The organism is Photorhabdus heterorhabditis, assembly GCF_001280945.1.
GTDB lineage: Bacteria > Pseudomonadota > Gammaproteobacteria > Enterobacterales > Enterobacteriaceae > Photorhabdus > Photorhabdus heterorhabditis.
The window spans coordinates 1-17,955 of record NZ_LJCS01000038.1 but is presented as its reverse complement, the minus strand read 5'-3'; the positions used below and the strand labels follow the sequence as shown (position 1 = coordinate 17,955).

Sequence of the window (17,955 nt, the reverse complement as noted above, 5' to 3'; positions counted from 1 at the left end):
CTTGCTGTTTAGCGCTTCCAGATCCTTTGCCAATCCTCTTGAATTAAGGAGAGCAAAGTGTTTAAGACGTTATTTTCCAAATTAATCGTACTAGCCATATTACCAACCTCTGTTTTGCTATCTAGCCAGGTTGTACAGGCAAGACCGGTATTAACTGTTTATACCTATGATTCTTTTGCCGCTGAATGGGGTCCTGGGCCTGCAATTAAAAAAGCATTTGAGGCTGAATGTCACTGCGAACTAAAACTGGTGGCTCTGGAAGATAGTATATCTCTACTCAATCGCCTAAGAATGGAAGGGAAACGGGCCTCTGCCGATATCATTATTGGATTGGATAACAACTTGATTGAAGCCGCGCAACAAACGGGTCTGTTCACTGAAAGTAAAGTGGATCTCAGCAAACTGAAACTCCCTGAGCAATGGCATAACAATGTATTTATTCCTTATGACTATGGCTATTTTGCTTTTATTTACGACAAAAATACTTTGCCACATCCGCCTAAAAGCATGGATGAATTGATTAATAGTCCCAATAATTGGAAAGTTATCTATCAAGACCCTCGTACCAGCACACCAGGACAAGGTTTGCTGTTATGGATGCAAAAAATTTATGGTAATGACGCCCCACAAGCTTGGCAAAAACTTGCTAAGAAAACCCTAACAGTCACCAAAGGTTGGAGTGAGGCTTATGGTTTGTTCCTGAAAGGGGAAGGTGATCTGGTCCTGAGTTACACGTCTTCACCGGGTTATCACATCTTATCTGACAAGAAAGACAATTACGCTGCGGCAATTTTCAGTGAAGGCCATTATCTGCAAGTCGAAGTTGCTGCTCAATTGGCTTCCAGCAAGCAGCCGGAACTTGCCCAAAAATTTATGCAATTTATGCTGACTCCGGCTTTCCAACAAGAAATCCCAACCACTAACTGGATGTATCCAGTCATTGATATCCAGCTCCCTGAAGTGTATTCGCAATTTTCATTACCAAAAAACTCGCTGCAATACAGCGCGGAAGAAGTCGCCACACACCGTAACAAATGGATTCGTACATGGCAAAGCGCTGTCAGCCACTAATTGCCGGATGGCTGCTGCCGGGGGCTATCGCCTCCGGTCTTTTACTGTTAGTCGCCTTGCTGGCGTTCGGTACACTTTGGTTTAACGCACCTGAGGGTAGCTGGCACCTACTGACAGAAGATAGCTATTTGTGGCATGTCGTACGTTTTACATTCTGGCAGGCTTTTTTGTCAGCGCTGTTTTCTGTTATTCCGGCTATTTTTCTTTCCAGAGCGCTTTACCGACGCCATTTTCCAGGCCGAACCTTATTTCTGCGCCTATGTGCTATGACACTGGTTTTACCCGTACTAGTCGCTTTGTTCGGCATTCTGACTGTCTATGGCAAAGTCGGCTGGCTGGCGCAGTTCTGCGAATGGATCGGCATCAATTACCATTTCACACCTTATGGTTTACAAGGGATTTTGCTAGCACATATCTTTTTTAATATGCCACTGGCAACACGACTTTTACTGCAATCACTGGAAAACATTGCGGTGGAACAACGGCAGCTAGCAGCTCAGTTAGGTATGAATGAATGGCAACATTTCCGTTTTGTTGAATGGCCTTATCTGCGCCGCCAGATCCTGCCAACTGGTGCACTGATTTTTATGCTCTGTTTCGCCAGTTTTACCACTGTACTTGCTTTAGGTGGCGGCCCTGCTGCAACAACTGTCGAACTGGCGATCTATCAGGCGCTAAGCTATGACTACGATCTTAACCGTGCTGCTTTGCTAGCCTTGATTCAGCTTACCTGTTGCCTTGGCCTTGTACTCCTCAGCCAGAAGCTTAACAGCGCTCTGTCTGTCGGCTACAGTAACCAACAGCAATGGCGTAATCCACAAGATACTTTGCCGAGAAAAATCTGTGATAGCCTGTTAATTATCGCAGCCTTATTACTGCTGGTACCACCATTACTAGCTGTCGTCGTGGATGGTCTAAATAGTGGAATATTTAACGTATTACGCCAGCCTGCATTGTGGCAGGCATTTATCACATCAGTCGTCATTGCTTTAGGGGCGGGGTTTCTGTGTGTTTTGTTCACTATGATGCTACTGTGGAGCAGCCGCGAGCTATACCTGCGCCATTCCCCCCGCTGGGGACAAGCAATGGAAATGAGTGGCTTGTTGATCCTGGCTATGCCCGGCATTGTGCTAGCAACTGGGGTCTTTCTGTTGCTTAACGAAACCGTTGGCTTGCCTCGTTCGCCCTATGGTCTGGTGATTTTAACTAACTCGCTGATGGCAATCCCTTATGCACTGAAAGTTCTGGACAATCCGATGAAAGATTTAGCCGCCTGCTATAATCCTTTGTGTCGATCCCTGAATATTCAAGGTATTAACCGATTGCTCTGGATTGAACTAAAAGCCCTAAAAATCCCGCTGGCACAAGCTTTAGCCTTTGCCTGCGTCCTCTCGATTGGTGATTTTGGCATTGTGGCGCTGTTTGGTAATGAAGATTTCCGTACACTGCCCTTCTATCTGTACCAGCAAATAGGGGCTTACCGTAGTCAAGATGGCGCAGTCACTGCCTTATTGCTGTTATTATTATGTTTTATGTTGTTTAGTTTACTTGAGCGCTTACCAGGACGACGTAATGCTTAAACTAGAGAATCTGACTTACACCTATGAACATCTGGTGATGCTGTTTGACTTGCAGATTCAGGCCGGGGAACGTATCGCCATTCTTGGGCCCAGTGGAGCAGGTAAAAGCACATTACTGAATCTGATCGCCGGTTTTCAAACAGCAGAAAAAGGCTCTCTATGGCTGAATGGGGAAAATCACACCAATACGCCACCTTCTCAGCGCCCCGTATCCATGTTATTTCAAGAAAATAACCTCTTCTCCCATCTAACGATTGAACAGAACATTGGGTTGGGATTACATCCCGGATTACGTCTTAATAGCAAACAGAAACAGACGTTACAACAAATAGTCTCCCAAGTTTCGTTGGAGGATTGCCTTACTCGTTTGCCTGCTCAACTTTCTGGTGGACAACGACAGCGGGCAGCATTAGCGCGTTGTTTAGTGCGCCAGCAGCCAGTTCTGTTACTTGATGAGCCCTTTTCTGCTCTTGATCCAGCACTGCGTAATGAAATGCTGGTATTGCTGGAGCAAGTTTGCAATGAACGCCAACTTACTTTGCTGATGGTTTCGCATAATCTGGATGATGCCGCCCATATAGCTGACCGCGCTTTATTAGTTGTTGATGGCAATATTCATTATGACGGATCAACAAATGCACTGGTTGCCGGCACTGTTCCTGAAGCGACTATTTTGGGTAGGAAGGTCGATTTTAATTAGACGTTATTACTGCCTTCGCTATCAGAATAAACGAGAAGAGGATATTGCTTAGTATTTCGATTCTTTCCTTCTGTGACTAATGCCTATAGCCTTCATTTTAATCCCCCAGGTTATTTACATATGAAAGCCTTATTGACATCCTCCCCACCCAAAGGACGAGGATTCCTACTACGTTCAGACCGAAGTCTAAATCATTTCGGTGGGTTCCTGCTTCAACGGGCGGTCTGACTGCCCCCGCCCTCCACAGGCAAGCACGGCATGCCCTGCCGCTAAAATATTGCGTGCACCGTTAATATCGGCGTTTACGGTATAGCCACATGCCTGACACTCGAATTTATTCTGTGACCGGCGGTTTTCTTTTGCGGTATGACCACAGCTAGCACCTTGTTGACTGGTATAGGCGGGCGGTATTGCTAATAACTGACCTCCGCGCCAGAGCTGCTTATACTCAAGCTGACGGCGCATTTCATACCAGCCCTGATCCAGTATCGCGCGGTTTAAACCTGATTTTGCTCGTACCATTGAGCAACAGCAAACACCGAGTTAGTCTGAAAACCGCGCCTTATATCCCCGCCCTGAAGCTGTCTTTTGATCATATTTCATAGATCAAGAGACAGCTGAAGCACGGGGTTTTACGGCGCATCGGATAAACATTTTTGATTTAAAAGCCCCCTTGAGTTGGAATTTAAAACTCACTATCGTCGTTTTCTAATGCCAACTATCCGTGGTGCGGAACAAGGCAGCACAAATACGTTACTCCAGTCTGAGTAATGACCGTATGGTATACAAAAGATTGGAAACCGCCCGCACCGACTGGACGCCTCTAGCACAGGATTTCCAGAAGCAACTGTATTCACTGATTTTTCATCAGCAGCCTTATCAGAAATTTATTCGTCGCTATATTACCAGTACCCTAGAAGGAAAATTTGATGATAAACTAATCTACCGTGAAAGGTTGCGCCATAAACTGTCTGACTATCAGCGTAATGTACCGCCACATGTAAGAGCAGCAAGGCTGGCAGATGAATATAATCTGCAACATAATCGGCCTTTACAGTATCAAAATGGTGGCTGGATAAGATATGTCATGATGCAATCCGGGCCAGAACCGTTGGAAAACCTGCATTCGTCACCAGATTATGATCACTATATCAATAAACAAATTCAGCCTATCGCTGATGCTATCCTGTCAATTTTACAGGATAATTTTACAACTTTGTTCACCGGGCAGATAGTAATGCCTTTTAGCTAATCACTATTTAACTAATTACTATTTTTTGCAGGTGACGACTGGCTTTGCTTCCATTAACATATCGCCCCTTTAACGAGTGATAAGGGGATTAAAGGGGCATCTTTGCTATCTGCCCATTATCTCCGTTAGATCAAATAAAAAGCTGTCGTCCTTCACCTTCAATAACATTTATCTAACAGAAACTGAGTCAAAATTTATGCCATTTACCCTCGGTCAACGCTGGATCAGCGATACAGAAAGCGAACTTGGATTGGGAACCGTTGTTGCATTGGACGCACGAATGGTCACTTTGCTTTTTCCTGCCAGCGGAGAGAACCGCCTTTACGCTCGCAATGATTCCCCTATTACCCGTGTGATGTTTAACTCAGGGGATGTTGTCACCAGCCACGAAAGCTGGCAACTCAAAGTAGATGAAGTCCAACAAGAAAATGGCCTACTTATTTATACAGGTACACGCCTTGATACCCTGGAAGAAAATGTCACTCTGCGCGAAGTATTCCTCGACAGTAAACTCACCTTCAACAAACCACAGGATCGCCTGTTTGCAGGACAAATTGATCGGATGGATCGCTTTGCCCTGCGCTTTCGTGCCCGTAAATATCAAAGCGAGCAATTTAAACTTGCTGAAAGCGGTCTGCGCGGTATTCGCGCAAGCCTGATCCCTCATCAGCTTCATATCGCTAACGAAGTAGGCAAACGCTATGCCCCAAGGGTGCTGCTGGCTGATGAAGTTGGCTTAGGTAAAACCATCGAAGCTGGGATGATCATCCACCAGCAATTGATGGCCGGTCGTGCTGAACGTATTCTGATTATTGTGCCAGACAGCCTTCAGCATCAATGGCTGGTCGAAATGCTACGCCGTTTCAATTTACGCTTTTCCCTGTTTGATGACAGCCGCTATACCGAAGCACGACACGACAGTGATAATCCATTTGAAACAGAACAATTGGTACTTTGCTCACTGGATTTTGTCCGCCGCAATAAACAGCGTTTTGAGCATATGCTTGAAGCCAGTTGGGATCTTATGGTAGTGGATGAAGCTCATCATCTGGCCTGGAGTGAAGATGCACCAAGCCGTGAATATCAGGTCGTTGAGCAATTGGCTGAACAGATCCCTAGTGTGTTGCTGTTAACTGCAACCCCGGAGCAATTAGGGCAGGAAAGCCATTTTGCCCGCCTGCGCTTGCTTGATCCAAGCCGTTTTCATGATTATCAAGCTTTTATTGACGAACAACAAAAATACCGCCCGGTTGCTGATGCTGTCACTCTGCTGTTATCAGGTGAACAGCTCAATAATGACCAATTAAATCTAATGGGTGAGCTCATCAGTGAACAAGATATTGAGCCTCTACTGAAAGCAGCCAACAGCAACGGTGATGATAGTGAAACTGCACGCCGCGAATTGATTTCCATGCTGATGGATCGCCACGGTACCAGCCGTATTCTATTCCGTAATACCCGTAATGGCGTGAAAGGTTTCCCCCATCGGGAACTACATCAGATAAAATTGCCTTTGCCAACACAATATCAAACAGCCATTAAAGTCTCCGACATTATGGGTGCTAAAAAATCGCTGGAATCTCGCGCCAGGGATATGCTTTATCCCGAGCAGATCTATCAGGAATTTGAAGGCGAAAACGCCACCTGGTGGAACTTTGATCCTCGTGTAGAGTGGTTACTTGGTTTCCTGATGGCAAATCGTGATGAAAAAGTACTGGTAATTTGTGCTAAAGCAACCACTGCTCTGCAATTGGAACAAGTACTGCGTGAACGCGAAGGTATTCGCAGTGCTGTTTTCCATGAAGGATTATCATTGATTGAACGTGACCGCGCCGCCGCCTATTTTGCTTCTGAAGAAGATGGTGCTCAGGTGCTACTGTGTTCCGAAATTGGCTCAGAAGGTCGCAACTTCCAGTTCGCCAACCAGTTAGTCATGTTCGATTTACCGTTCAACCCAGATTTACTGGAACAGCGTATCGGACGTTTGGATCGTATCGGCCAAAGCCGTGATATCCGGATCAATGTGCCATATCTGGAGAATACCGCCCAAGCTGTCTTGATCCGCTGGTATCACGAAGGTCTGGATGCATTCGAGCACACCTGTCCGACAGGCCGTACTATTTACGATCACTATTATGAAATTCTGCTGAACTACCTTGCCAAGCCGAATGAGCAGGAAAAATTTGATGAATTTATTGATCAATGCCGCCAACAGCATGAACAGCTCAAACAGCAATTAGAACAAGGTCGTGACCGACTGCTGGAAATGAATTCCAATGGTGGAGAGCATGGTTTGCAGTTGGCAGAAAAAATTTCAGAGTATGAAAATGATACTGAGTTGGTGAGCTTTTCTCTCAACTTGTTTGATATCGTTGGTATCAATCAGGAAGATCGCAGTGACAACATGATAGTGTTAACACCCTCTGATCATATGCTGGTCCCGGATTTCCCAGGGCTGCCACAAGATGGCTGCACTATTACATTTGATCGGGAGCAGGCGCTGTCTCGTGAAGATGCCCAGTTTATCAGTTGGGAACACCCGATTATCCGTAATGGGTTAGACTTGATCTTGTCTGGTGATACCGGTAGCTGTGCTGTCTCTCTTCTAAAAAATAAAGCATTACCCGTTGGAACGCTGTTGGTAGAGCTAATTTATGTGGTTGAAGCGCAAGCACCAAAACATCTGCAATTGACCCGTTTTCTTCCCCCAACCCCACTGCGAATACTGATGGACTTGAAAGGCAACAATCTGGCTGGTCAAGTAGAATTTGAGAGCTTTAACCGCCAGCTTAATGCAGTAAACCGCCATACCGCGAGTAAGCTGGTTAATGCCGTGCAAAAAGAAGTTCACACTATTTTGCAACAAGCAGAAGGTTTAATAGAAACACAGGCACAATCATTAATCGAACAGGCGAAGAAGGAAGCTGATGAAAACCTCACTGCTGAACTTTCTCGTCTGGAAGCACTGAAAGCAGTCAATCCCAATATTCGTGATGATGAATTGGAAGCAATTGAATCCAATCGCCAACAGTTACTGCTTAACCTGAATCAGGCCAGCTGGCGTCTGGATGCAATCCGCCTTGTTGTTGTTACACATCAGTAAGAAAGATTAGAGATACTCGGATTTAGTGCGGGATGGAATGAACGCCATTCCCGCATTTTCCCTGGTACCCTGATTTCAATGAGCAAGATACTGTCTTTTACCGGAGTCTTAATGGAAGCGTATAACCCACCCACCGATCCCTGGCTACATGTGCTCTATCAGGATCAGCATATCATTGTGGTCAATAAACCTAGTGGACTACTCTCTGTTCCTGGACGGGCTGAGGAACACAAAGACAGTATTATGACTCGGATACAGCAACAGTTTCCGGCTGCGGAATCTGTTCACCGGCTGGATATGGCAACCAGCGGTGTAATGGTAGTTGCATTGACCAAAAATGCAGAACGTGAACTGAAGCGCCAGTTCCGTGAACGGGAACCGAAAAAAACTTATATTGCACGAGTTTGGGGATATCTGAAACCGGAAACCGGCATAATTGATCTCCCTCTGATTTGTGACTGGCCAAACCGACCAAAGCAGAAAGTTTGTTTTGAAACCGGGAAATCAGCGCAGACTGAATATGAAATACTCGCTTACGAAGATCAAGCAACCAGGGTGAAACTCTCGCCAATAACGGGTCGTTCACATCAGCTCAGGGTACACATGCTGGCACTTGAGCACCCAATTCTGGGAGACCGGTTTTATGCTCATCAGCAGGCAAGAGCAATGGCGCCTCGCCTGCAATTACATGCACAGGAGCTATATATCACCCATCCGGCCTATGGAACTCCAATGCATTTTCAGTGCACAGCCGATTTTTAATCAGTTGACAAATACAGTAATCGAATCTAATGAAGCCAATATCAAGCACAAAGCCACGCCGAACCCTCCCAAGAGAATACGGATATTTGCCATTTTTTGCATCCCTCTTTAGTTAAAGCCAATAAATCATAAAACTTTCTAATATTTTAGAGAAATAAAAAATAAACACAACGATCATAGGGGACTTTATTCCCCTATGTATTTAATAAGATGTTTTTTAAAAAGAAAATTTGACTATTTAAAACCTTTTTCTTTTTTAATAAGATCATACGCAGCCTGAATTGACTGGGCTTTTTGTTTAGCAATTTCCATCATTTCCGGTGGTAAACCTTTTGCCACTAACTTATCTGGATGATGCTCACTCATCAATTTACGATAAGCACGTTTAATTATCGTCGCATCATCATTTTCACCCACACCGAGTACCTTACAGGCATCTGCCAATGTTGGCCCCTGAGTTGCTCTCCTATAACCGTCATACTGTTGTTGCCACTCTTCACCACCACCGAAATTGCGGCCACCTTCCATCATGGCAAGGAATTGTTCAAACTGGTTACGAGAGATCCCAAGCTCATCAGCTATGATAAACAACACTTTCCTCTCATTCGGATGCAACTGACCATCAGAAAATGCAGCCTGTAACTGAATTTCTAAAAACATCCGAACTAAATCAGACCGACCAAAACAGGCACGACGTAATTGTCTCAATGTCTCACGCAAAGGAAAATTGGGTTCTTTGCCCTCACGAAAAGCATGCTGGGCCGCTATTCGGGCTTGCCCGTGAAGTTGCATTCGGTCCATTAATCGGCTGGCAAGCTGGATATCCGTTTCAGTTACCCGTCCTTTTGATTTAGTTATATGCCCCATCACTTGAAAAGTACTGCTGAAAAACAGCATCTGACGGGACTGATTATTTGCAAAAAACCCTTGGCTTCTGCGTACACTGGCCCTATCAAACATATGACCGATAAATAAACCAATGACAATACCCCAGAAACCTGCTCCAGACGTAACACCAAAGATCAGCCCAATCAGTTTTCCCCAATAATGCATATACTCCTCAATTCATCAATGCCCTGAGTGCAGTTTTGCATTATCATACTATTCATTCAGCTCCGTGCCTAACGGCAAGATAAGTAAAGGTGTGACTTTACACTGGCGCATATTCATTGAGTGCGCTAGTCTCTTGAGGTTTGCCGGCACAATGCCACTGATGACGGAACCGCATAAATATCTATGAAGAAATGTTATCCAACTTTGCTGGCCACAACAGTATGGGCCGCACTTTACAGTCAGCATGCACATGCTGATCTCGCAGCACAATGTATGCTGGGTATACCTGTTTACGATCAGCCAATAATTAATGGTGATCTCAATCAATTACCTGTCAATATTCTGGCAGATGATTCACGTGCAGATTATCCGCGCTCTGCTGAATTCATCGGTAATGTCAATATTAAACAGGGCAATAAAACGCTGACCGCAGATAAGGTACAACTTGATCAAACAGAAGATGAAATTCCGGTAAGGACTGTTACTGCAACGGGTAATGTTCATTACAATGATCCGCAAATTATTCTAAAAGGTCCACGCGCCTGGTCTAATTTAAATAATAAAGATACAGATGTTGATCAAAGTGATTATCAAATGGTCGGGCGTCAGGGACGCGGCACCGCAGATAAAATGAAATTACGTGATGCAAACCGTTATACCATTATGGATAACGGTACTTTTACTTCCTGCCTGCCAGGTAATGATAGCTGGAGTGTTGTTGGCTCTGAAGTCATTCTCGACCGTGAAGAAGAAGTGGCTGAAATATGGAATGCCCGTTTCAGAGTGGTTAATGTTCCGGTATTTTACAGTCCATACCTTCAACTACCGATCGGTAGTAAACGCCGCTCCGGTTTCCTTATTCCTAACGCCAACTATTCCAAAAAGGACGGTATTACATTTCTGCTGCCCTATTACTGGAATATCGCACCAAATTATGATGCTACGATTACGCCGCACTATATCAGTCAACGCGGTTTAAAACTGAATAATGAATTCCGTTATTTAACTAAAGCAGGTACAGGTACACTAGCACTGGACTGGCTGAATAATGACAAACAGTATATCGAGGATAAAAAGACCGGAACGCGTACTGCCAGAGAGAGTGATAATCGCTGGTTATTTTACTGGAATCATAGTGGTGTTATGGATCAGGTATGGCGTTTTAATATCGACTATACCAAGGTCAGTGATCCTGGATATTTCTCTGATTTCTCTTCCCAATATGGTTCCACCACTGATGGCTATGCCACACAGAAACTCAGCTTGGGATATGCTCAACAAAATTGGAATGCCACACTATCAACTAAACAGTTCCAAATATTCTCAACCGGCGGTAACAAAAATGCTTATCGCGCAGAGCCACAATTGGATCTGAACTATTATAAAAATGATCTAGGTCCGTTTGATCTTCGTATCCATGGTCAAGCGGTAAAACTCACCAGTACTGAGAAAAATAACCCTGAAGCAACCCGTTGGCATCTGGAGCCATCCGTTAACCTGCCACTCTCCAATGGTTGGGCAAGTATCAATAACGAAGCCAAGCTGATGGCAACCCACTATCAGCAAGATATTCCTGACATCAGAAAAAATTCCGAATTACAAGAATCTGTTAACCGGGTTCTGCCACAGTTTAAAAGTGAAGCCAAAATGGTGTTTGAACGTTCAATGTATCTGAACAACGATTACACCCAAACGCTAGAGCCACAGATTCAGTATCTGTATGTGCCGTATAAGAACCAAGATAATATCAATAACTACGATTCGGCCCTGCTACAGGCTGACTATACCGGTCTGTTCCGTGACCGCTTTTACGGTGGTTTAGACCGTATTTCATCCGCGAATCAGGTCACTACCGGTCTGACTACTCGTATTTATGATGAAGATTTAGTTGAACGTTTTAATCTGTCATTAGGTCAAACCTACTATTTTGAGCGCCCACGCACTGGTACCAATAAGGAAAATCTCGTTAACAGTAAAGATGGGTCAGATATGATGGCCTGGGCTGGTGACACCTACTGGAGGATTAATGATTCCTGGGGCTTGAAAGGTGGTTTGCAGTACGATAGCCGTCTGAGCAGCGTGACAATGGGAAATGCTGTACTGGAATATCGTCGTGATGCTGATAGGCTTGTACAGTTGAACTACCGTTTTGTTGACAGAGATTATATCCAAGCAACCCGTTTGCGCACCTGGGATCAAAAAGCAGAAACCGCTCCCACATTTCAGCAAGGGATTTCTCAAATTGGTTTAGTTGCAAGCTGGCCGTTAAATGATCGCTGGGGTTTAGTTGGCTCTTATTACTATGATACTAAGAAACAGCAACCAGCAAGTCAGTTAGTAGGCTTGCAGTACAACACCTGTTGCTGGGCAATTAACGTCGGCTATGAGCGTAAGATCATTGGCTGGAAAGATGATAATAGCGAATATGACGACAAATGGTCATTTAACTTTGAACTCAGAGGCTTAAGTAACAATCATAGTCTGGGTAGCCAGAAAATGTTGCAGTCTGGCATCATGCCATACCAGCGTGCATTCTGATACTAATAACGCTTTGATATTAAACACAATAAACCCGCTAACGCGGAACTTACATATGATGGAAAAAGTATGAAGAACTGGAGAAATCTCATTCTCGGATTGATGTTTTCAGTGAGTACTGCCTTCGCTGCACCTCAACAAGTGGATAAAATTGCTGCGGTTGTTAATAATGGGGTAGTTCTGGAAAGTGACATCAACAGCCTCTTACAGTCCGTTAAACGGGATGCACAACATGCAGGCCAGCAAATACCGGACGAACAAACACTACGTCATCAGATCCTTGAGCGACTGATTATGGATAATATCTTGTTGCAAATGGCAAAGCAGATGGGGATTACTATTCCTGATCAGGCTCTGAACTCTACCATTGCCAATATTGCAGCCCAAAACCACATAACGGTGGATCAGATGAAACACCGTATTGTTGCTGACGGAATCAGTTTCGATACTTACCGTAATCAGGTTCGTAAAGAGATGCTGATAGCAGAAGTGCGCAACAATGAGGTTCGCCGTCGTGTCACCATTCTGCCACAAGAAATCGATACCTTAGCCAAACAAATTAGCAACCAAAATGCTAATGATACTGAGCTGAACATCAGCCACATTCTGATACCGTTACCAGAAAATCCTGATCAGGCACAAATGGAAAAAGCCACTGCTGTGGTACGTAAAATTATGTCTGAGCTTAAGAATGGCGCTGACTTCGGTAAACTGGCTATCGCCTATTCCGCTGATCCACAAGCCCTGAAAGGCGGCAATATGGGTTGGAGTAAGCTTCAAGAACTGCCAACCCTGTTTGCGGCGCAACTACAATCAGCCCAGAAAAACGCCATCGTTGGCCCAATTCGTTCCGGTGTAGGTTTCCATATCCTCAAGGTAAATGATATCCGTGGCGGTAATGCAACAATCGCAGTCACAGAAGTTCATGCCCGCCATATTTTGCTGAGAACTTCTCCTGTCATGACTGATGCTCAAGCACGCGCCAAATTGCAGCAAATCTCCAGTGAGATTAGTAGTGGAAAAACTGATTTTGCCGATGCAGCAAAAGAATTTTCAGAAGATCCTGGCTCAGCATTACGTGGTGGTGATCTCGGCTGGAGTACACCTGATATCTTCGATCCTGCTTTCCGTGACGCGTTAATGCGACTAAATAAAGGTGAAATCAGCCAGCCGGTTCATTCGTCTTTTGGCTGGCATCTGATCCAACTGCTGGACACCCGCAAAGTTGATAAAACAGACGTCGCTCAGAAAGATCGTGCTTACCGTATGCTGTTCAACCGTAAATTTACTGAAGAAGCACAAAGCTGGATGCAGGAACAACGCGCCTCTGCTTATGTGAAAATTTTAGATGGTAGCAATGCACAACAATAAACCCATTGTTCATAAACCCATTGTTATTACCCCCGGCGAACCTGCCGGGGTTGGACCCGATTTAATTGTCGCTCTTGCTCAGCAAAGTTGGTCAATACAATTGGTCGCCTGTGCAGATCCAAATTTACTTCTGGACAGAGCCAAACAACTCAATTTTCCTTTACAGTTACAAGAATATTCTCCAGATAAAACGCCGGCACCGCAAGCTGCTGGAACATTGACAATATTGCCAGTCCCCCTTCATGTTCCAGCAGTCGCCGGTGAATTGAATCGGGAAAATGGCAGATATGTTACTGAGACTCTGGCAAGAGCCTGCGATGGTTGCCTAAATGGGGAATTTTCAGCGTTAGTCACAGGGCCGGTCCATAAAGGGAACATCAATGATGCTGGTGTGCCTTTTATCGGCCACACTGAATTCTTTGCTGATCGCAGTGGATGCCAGCGGGTTGTCATGATGCTTGCTACCGAAGAACTTCGGGTTGCTCTGGCAACAACTCATCTGCCCATTGTTGATGTGCCAAAATCCATTACTTTTGATAGCCTGCGGGAAGTTATCACGATCCTTAACCATGACTTAAAAACAAAGTTTGGCCTGGCAAAACCCTGTATTTATGTGTGTGGTTTAAATCCCCATGCAGGAGAAGGCGGTCATATGGGGCATGAAGAGATTGATGTTATTATCCCTGCATTAGAAAGTCTAAGGGCAGAAGACATTGTTCTGGAAGGGCCTTTACCCGCAGATACTTTGTTTCAGCCCAAATATCTTCAACATGCAGATGCCGTTCTTTCTATGTATCACGATCAGGGGCTACCCGTGTTAAAATACCAAGGTTTTGGCAGAGCTGTGAATATTACGTTGGGCCTGCCATTTATTCGCACTTCTGTCGATCATGGCACAGCATTGGAATTGGCTGGTAAAGGTCAAGCTGATGTGGGAAGCTTTATCACCGCATTAAATTTAGCAATTAAAATGATACAAAACAGTAATGAATAACAGAGTCCACCAAGGGCACTTTGCCCGTAAACGCTTCGGGCAAAACTTTTTAACCGATCAGTTTGTCATTGGTAGTATTGTTACAGCTATCAATCCACAACCAGGCCAAGCAGTGTTGGAAATTGGCCCTGGTCTTGGTGCATTGACTGAGCCGGTTGGAGAGCGCATGGATAAAATGACTGTGGTTGAGCTTGACCGCGATCTGGCGGCGCGCCTGCAAGTTCATCCACAACTAAAAGATAAACTTACCATTATCCAACAAGACGCAATGACCGTTAATTTTGGCGAACTGTCTCAGCAAAGAGGGCTGCCGCTACGGGTCTTTGGTAATTTACCTTATAATATTTCTACGCCATTAATGTTCCACCTTTTTAGCTATACTGATGCTATTGCTGATATGCATTTTATGCTGCAAAAAGAGGTAGTGAACCGTCTGGTAGCCGGTCCCGGCAGTAAAGCTTTTGGACGTTTAAGTGTCATGGCTCAATACTATTGCCAGGTTATCCCGGTGCTGGAAGTACCGCCAACAGCATTTACTCCCGCACCTAAAGTCGACTCAGCCGTTGTACGTCTGATACCGCATAAAAGCATACCTTACCCGGTCAAAAATATTCGTATGCTGAGCCGGATCACCACACAAGCTTTCAACCAAAGGCGTAAAACTATCCGTAACAGCCTGGGTGATCTTTTCACTGTAGAACAACTCACAGAGTTTGGTATCGACCCAAGTACACGTGCAGAGAATATTTCTGTTGAACAATACTGCAAAATGGCAAACTATCTAGCGGAACAACCTGAAATGCAGTCATAACAGGAGTCAATCATGATTAATGCGCCCAGAGTTTCTATTCAGGTACAGAGTGTTTATGTAGAAAGCCAGTCGAGTCCCGAACAACAGCGTTTCGTTTTTGCCTATACAGTCACTATTCGTAATCTTGGGCGCGAACCGGTTCAACTGCTTAACCGTTACTGGCTAATTACCAACGGTGATAACCACCAGACTGAAGTCCAAGGGGAAGGCGTTGTTGGTAAGCAGCCAGTCATTCCGCCAGGTACTGAATACCGTTACACCAGTGGCGCTATATTGGAAACGCCTTTGGGTACGATGGAAGGCCATTATAAAATGGCCGATCACCATGGTGATTTATTCCGCGTTGACATTCCAGTTTTCCGATTGGCTATTCCAACTTTGATTAATTAATTATGTCTACATATCTCGTCGGTGATATTCATGGCTGCTATCGTGAATTACGTGCTTTATTAACTAAGGCCAATTTTGAACCCAATAGAGATACGTTGTGGCTGACAGGAGATTTAGTTGCCCGTGGCCCAGATTCTCTTGATGTTCTTCGGTATGTTAAACAGTTAGATTCAGCCGTAAAAGTGGTATTAGGCAATCATGATCTTCATCTATTAGGCGTTTATGCCGGGATTAGCCGTAATAAACCCAAGGATAAGCTCAATGAATTACTATCTGCCCCAGATGCCGATGAGTTAATTAATTGGCTACGTAAACAACCATTATTACAGATCGACGATAACCTGAAATTGATCATGACTCATGCGGGACTCACACCTCAATGGGATCTGGAAACCGCTAAAATGTGCGCCCGCGAAGTTGAAACTATGCTCAGCAGTGGTAGCTATCCTCTGTTTCTCGATTCAATGTATGGAGATATGCCAAACAACTGGTCACCAGAACTCTCTGGGTTGGCACGCTTACGTTTCAGTACTAATGCATTGACGCGCATGCGTTACTGCTTTCCTAATGGTCAGTTAGACATGGTTTGCAAAGATAGACCTGAAAATGTTCCTGCGCCTCTGAAACCTTGGTTTAAGCTACCACAGCAGATCCCAGTAGAGTATTCTATTGTTTTCGGTCACTGGGCATCACTGGAAGGTCAAGGAACGCCGGATAGATTTTATGCATTGGATACAGGTTGTTGCTGGGGAGGCGAACTGACTATGCTACGTTGGGAAGATAAACAGTATTTTACGCAACCATCGTTGCCAGCAATAAAATAACGTTAAAACCGGACACGCCGTGAAAAAACTCATCGGCGTGTTTTATCAATTAGATACGGCGCTGTAAAATCTCAAAACAGTAGCTGTGAGAATTCAATTCATCTACATCATGGTATTCAGTGAATTGAGAATCCCATTCATCCGGTTCATAGTCAGGAAAATGCGTATCACCTATTACTTCTGCATCAATATGGGTCAGATACATACGGCTAGCCAATGGGATAAATTGGTCATAGATTTTACCACCTCCCATAACCATAACTTCTTCTGCATCACCCGCTACCGCCAGCGCCTCATCAACTGAACTTACCCAAGTTACACGCTCATCATTACCCGGCTGATTACTCAACACAATATTGAGTCGCCCTGGTAACGGGTGGCCTATGGACTCGTAAGTCACTCGTCCCATAATGACTGGTTTATTCAATGTATTACGTTTAAACCAAGCCAGATCCCCCGGCAGATTCCACGGCATTGTATTATCCATGCCGATGATCCGATCCATAGCTAAGGCAGCGATCAAGCTGATATTCATTAAGTCACCTTATTAGGCAAATAGTATAAAAATTGATGACACTATACGGAAAGGGATGTACCCAGTCGATAGGATCAACGCTTTCTTAAGCATAAAAAATTAATTTATACTTAATTTGTTACTTAAGACATTCATTGATCTAAATAATAACAAATCTAATATTAACTATAGGGTACATTATGCTGGAAACATCACTACTCGTTATCACTATTTCAACTTTGGGAATGCTCTCTCCAGGCCCTGATTTCTTTCTGGTAGTCAAAAATGCCATACGTTATCAACGCGCTGCCGCAATGATGACTGTGATGGGCTTAATTGCCGCTATCACCTGTCATATGTCTTACTGTGTCGCCGGACTGGCTCTTGTTATCACCACAACTCCGTGGCTGTTCAACCTGATGAAATATGCCGGAGCTGCCTATCTTATTTGGATTGGGATCAACAGCCTGCTTTCTCGCAGCGGGAATACCATCACTCTTGATGACCAGCCACAACAGACTGTCTCCTTTAAAAAAGCTTTTATGCAGGGATTTTTATGTAATCTACTCAATCCTAAAGCAACTTTGTTCTTCCTAGCGATATTTACTCAAGTACTGAATGTCAATTCTGGTGTTGAGGAGAAATTATGGTATGCCTTTATTATCTGGAGTCTGTCGATAGTCTATTGGCCATTACTGGTAATATTAATCCAGAGTGCACCGGTACGTTACGGATTAGCTAAAACTCAGAAGATTATTGATAAACTGCTTGGTATTGTTTTAATTGGCTTAGGTGTCAAAGTAGCGCTAGGATAACAGGAATTCATTCCATTCCTTTAAGTTTTCAATAAACATAAAAGAGTGCGTTTAATAAAGCGCACTTCAAGATCCAGCCCCGATTTATTTAGAGATTTTATTATTCCCATTTTTTATAATCGATTATTTAATTGGATTATGAAAAAATTATTCCTCAGTTGAAAAAATCATTAAAAC

14 protein-coding genes and 2 pseudogenes are annotated in these 17,955 nt (G+C 44.3%); 13 read left to right on the top strand and 3 right to left on the bottom strand.

Translation table 11 applies throughout. The annotated features are described in order from the left end of the window. Positions 1-57: 57 nt before the first annotated feature. The 3 genes from thiB to thiQ are packed head-to-tail and all read left to right on the top strand — an operon-like array spanning position 58 to position 3,351. Positions 58-1,071: a thiamine ABC transporter substrate binding subunit gene (gene thiB / locus AM629_RS13550; protein ID WP_054479805.1), complete on the top strand. Its 1,014-nt coding sequence runs from the start codon at positions 58-60 to the stop codon at positions 1,069-1,071. Then, positions 1,047-2,651: a thiamine/thiamine pyrophosphate ABC transporter permease ThiP gene (thiP, locus tag AM629_RS13545; protein ID WP_054479802.1), complete on the top strand. Its 1,605-nt coding sequence runs from the start codon at positions 1,047-1,049 to the stop codon at positions 2,649-2,651. The genes thiB and thiP overlap by 25 nt, the downstream gene beginning before the upstream one ends. Beyond that, positions 2,644-3,351 (top strand): thiamine ABC transporter ATP-binding protein ThiQ, encoded by a 708-nt coding sequence (gene thiQ / locus AM629_RS13540; RefSeq protein ID WP_054479800.1) that lies wholly within the window; start codon positions 2,644-2,646, stop codon positions 3,349-3,351. The genes thiP and thiQ overlap by 8 nt, the downstream gene beginning before the upstream one ends. A 186-nt stretch (positions 3,352-3,537) precedes the next feature. Here the strand turns inward: thiQ and AM629_RS13535 are convergent. Next, a pseudogene (locus AM629_RS13535) lies at positions 3,538-3,870 on the bottom strand (RNA-guided endonuclease InsQ/TnpB family protein); the annotation flags it as partial. Between the two features lie 153 nt (positions 3,871-4,023). Here AM629_RS13535 and AM629_RS13530 point away from each other — a divergent pair. The 3 genes and pseudogenes from AM629_RS13530 to rluA form a co-directional block, all read left to right on the top strand. Beyond that, a pseudogene (locus tag AM629_RS13530) lies at positions 4,024-4,603 on the top strand (DNA polymerase domain-containing protein); the annotation flags it as partial. A 196-nt stretch (positions 4,604-4,799) separates the two neighbouring features. Further along, positions 4,800-7,706 carry an RNA polymerase-associated protein RapA gene (rapA, locus tag AM629_RS13525; protein ID WP_054479794.1) on the top strand — a complete coding sequence of 969 codons (2,907 nt, stop codon included), beginning with the start codon at positions 4,800-4,802 and terminating at the stop codon, positions 7,704-7,706. Between the two features lie 111 nt (positions 7,707-7,817). Then, the gene (rluA, locus tag AM629_RS13520) at positions 7,818-8,468 is read left to right on the top strand and encodes a bifunctional tRNA pseudouridine(32) synthase/23S rRNA pseudouridine(746) synthase RluA (protein ID WP_054479792.1); all 651 of its coding nucleotides are present in this window, start codon (positions 7,818-7,820) and stop codon (positions 8,466-8,468) included. 234 nt (positions 8,469-8,702) lie between these two features. On the opposite strand, the gene djlA is transcribed toward rluA, so the two are convergent. Next, complete coding sequence (gene djlA, locus AM629_RS13515; protein WP_054479790.1) at positions 8,703-9,521, bottom strand: co-chaperone DjlA; 819 nt, start codon at positions 9,519-9,521, stop codon at positions 8,703-8,705. Positions 9,522-9,704: 183 nt separating this feature from the next. On the opposite strand from djlA, the gene lptD reads away from it, so the two are divergent. From lptD to apaH, 6 genes are all read left to right on the top strand, one after another. Continuing rightward, positions 9,705-12,059, top strand: coding sequence for an LPS assembly protein LptD (gene lptD / locus AM629_RS13510; RefSeq protein WP_054479789.1), 2,355 nt, complete (start codon positions 9,705-9,707; stop codon positions 12,057-12,059). A 69-nt stretch (positions 12,060-12,128) separates the two neighbouring features. Then, a complete protein-coding gene (gene surA / locus AM629_RS13505; RefSeq protein ID WP_054479787.1) occupies positions 12,129-13,430 on the top strand; it encodes a peptidylprolyl isomerase SurA in 1,302 nt (433 codons plus the stop codon). Further along, positions 13,417-14,424: a 4-hydroxythreonine-4-phosphate dehydrogenase PdxA gene (pdxA, locus tag AM629_RS13500; RefSeq protein WP_420806675.1), complete on the top strand. Its 1,008-nt coding sequence runs from the start codon at positions 13,417-13,419 to the stop codon at positions 14,422-14,424. Before surA ends, pdxA begins: the two co-directional genes overlap by 14 nt. Further along, on the top strand, positions 14,417-15,235 hold the full coding sequence (gene rsmA / locus AM629_RS13495) for a 16S rRNA (adenine(1518)-N(6)/adenine(1519)-N(6))-dimethyltransferase RsmA (protein WP_054479783.1): 819 nt from the start codon (positions 14,417-14,419) through the stop codon (positions 15,233-15,235). The genes pdxA and rsmA overlap by 8 nt, the downstream gene beginning before the upstream one ends. 12 nt (positions 15,236-15,247) lie before the next feature. Then, positions 15,248-15,625 (top strand): Co2+/Mg2+ efflux facilitator ApaG/CorD, encoded by a 378-nt coding sequence (gene apaG, locus AM629_RS13490; RefSeq protein WP_054479781.1) that lies wholly within the window; start codon positions 15,248-15,250, stop codon positions 15,623-15,625. A 2-nt stretch (positions 15,626-15,627) separates the two neighbouring features. Further along, positions 15,628-16,449 (top strand): bis(5'-nucleosyl)-tetraphosphatase (symmetrical) ApaH, encoded by an 822-nt coding sequence (apaH, locus tag AM629_RS13485; protein WP_054479780.1) that lies wholly within the window; start codon positions 15,628-15,630, stop codon positions 16,447-16,449. A gap of 49 nt (positions 16,450-16,498) precedes the next feature. Here apaH and folA read toward each other — a convergent pair whose 3' ends face one another. Continuing rightward, positions 16,499-16,984, bottom strand: a complete 486-nt coding sequence (gene folA, locus AM629_RS13480) for a type 3 dihydrofolate reductase (RefSeq protein ID WP_054479778.1) — start codon at positions 16,982-16,984, stop codon at positions 16,499-16,501. Positions 16,985-17,163: 179 nt separating this feature from the next. On the opposite strand from folA, the gene AM629_RS13475 reads away from it, so the two are divergent. Next, a complete protein-coding gene (locus AM629_RS13475) occupies positions 17,164-17,778 on the top strand; it encodes a LysE family translocator (RefSeq protein ID WP_054479776.1) in 615 nt (204 codons plus the stop codon). Positions 17,779-17,955 lie beyond the last annotated feature (177 nt).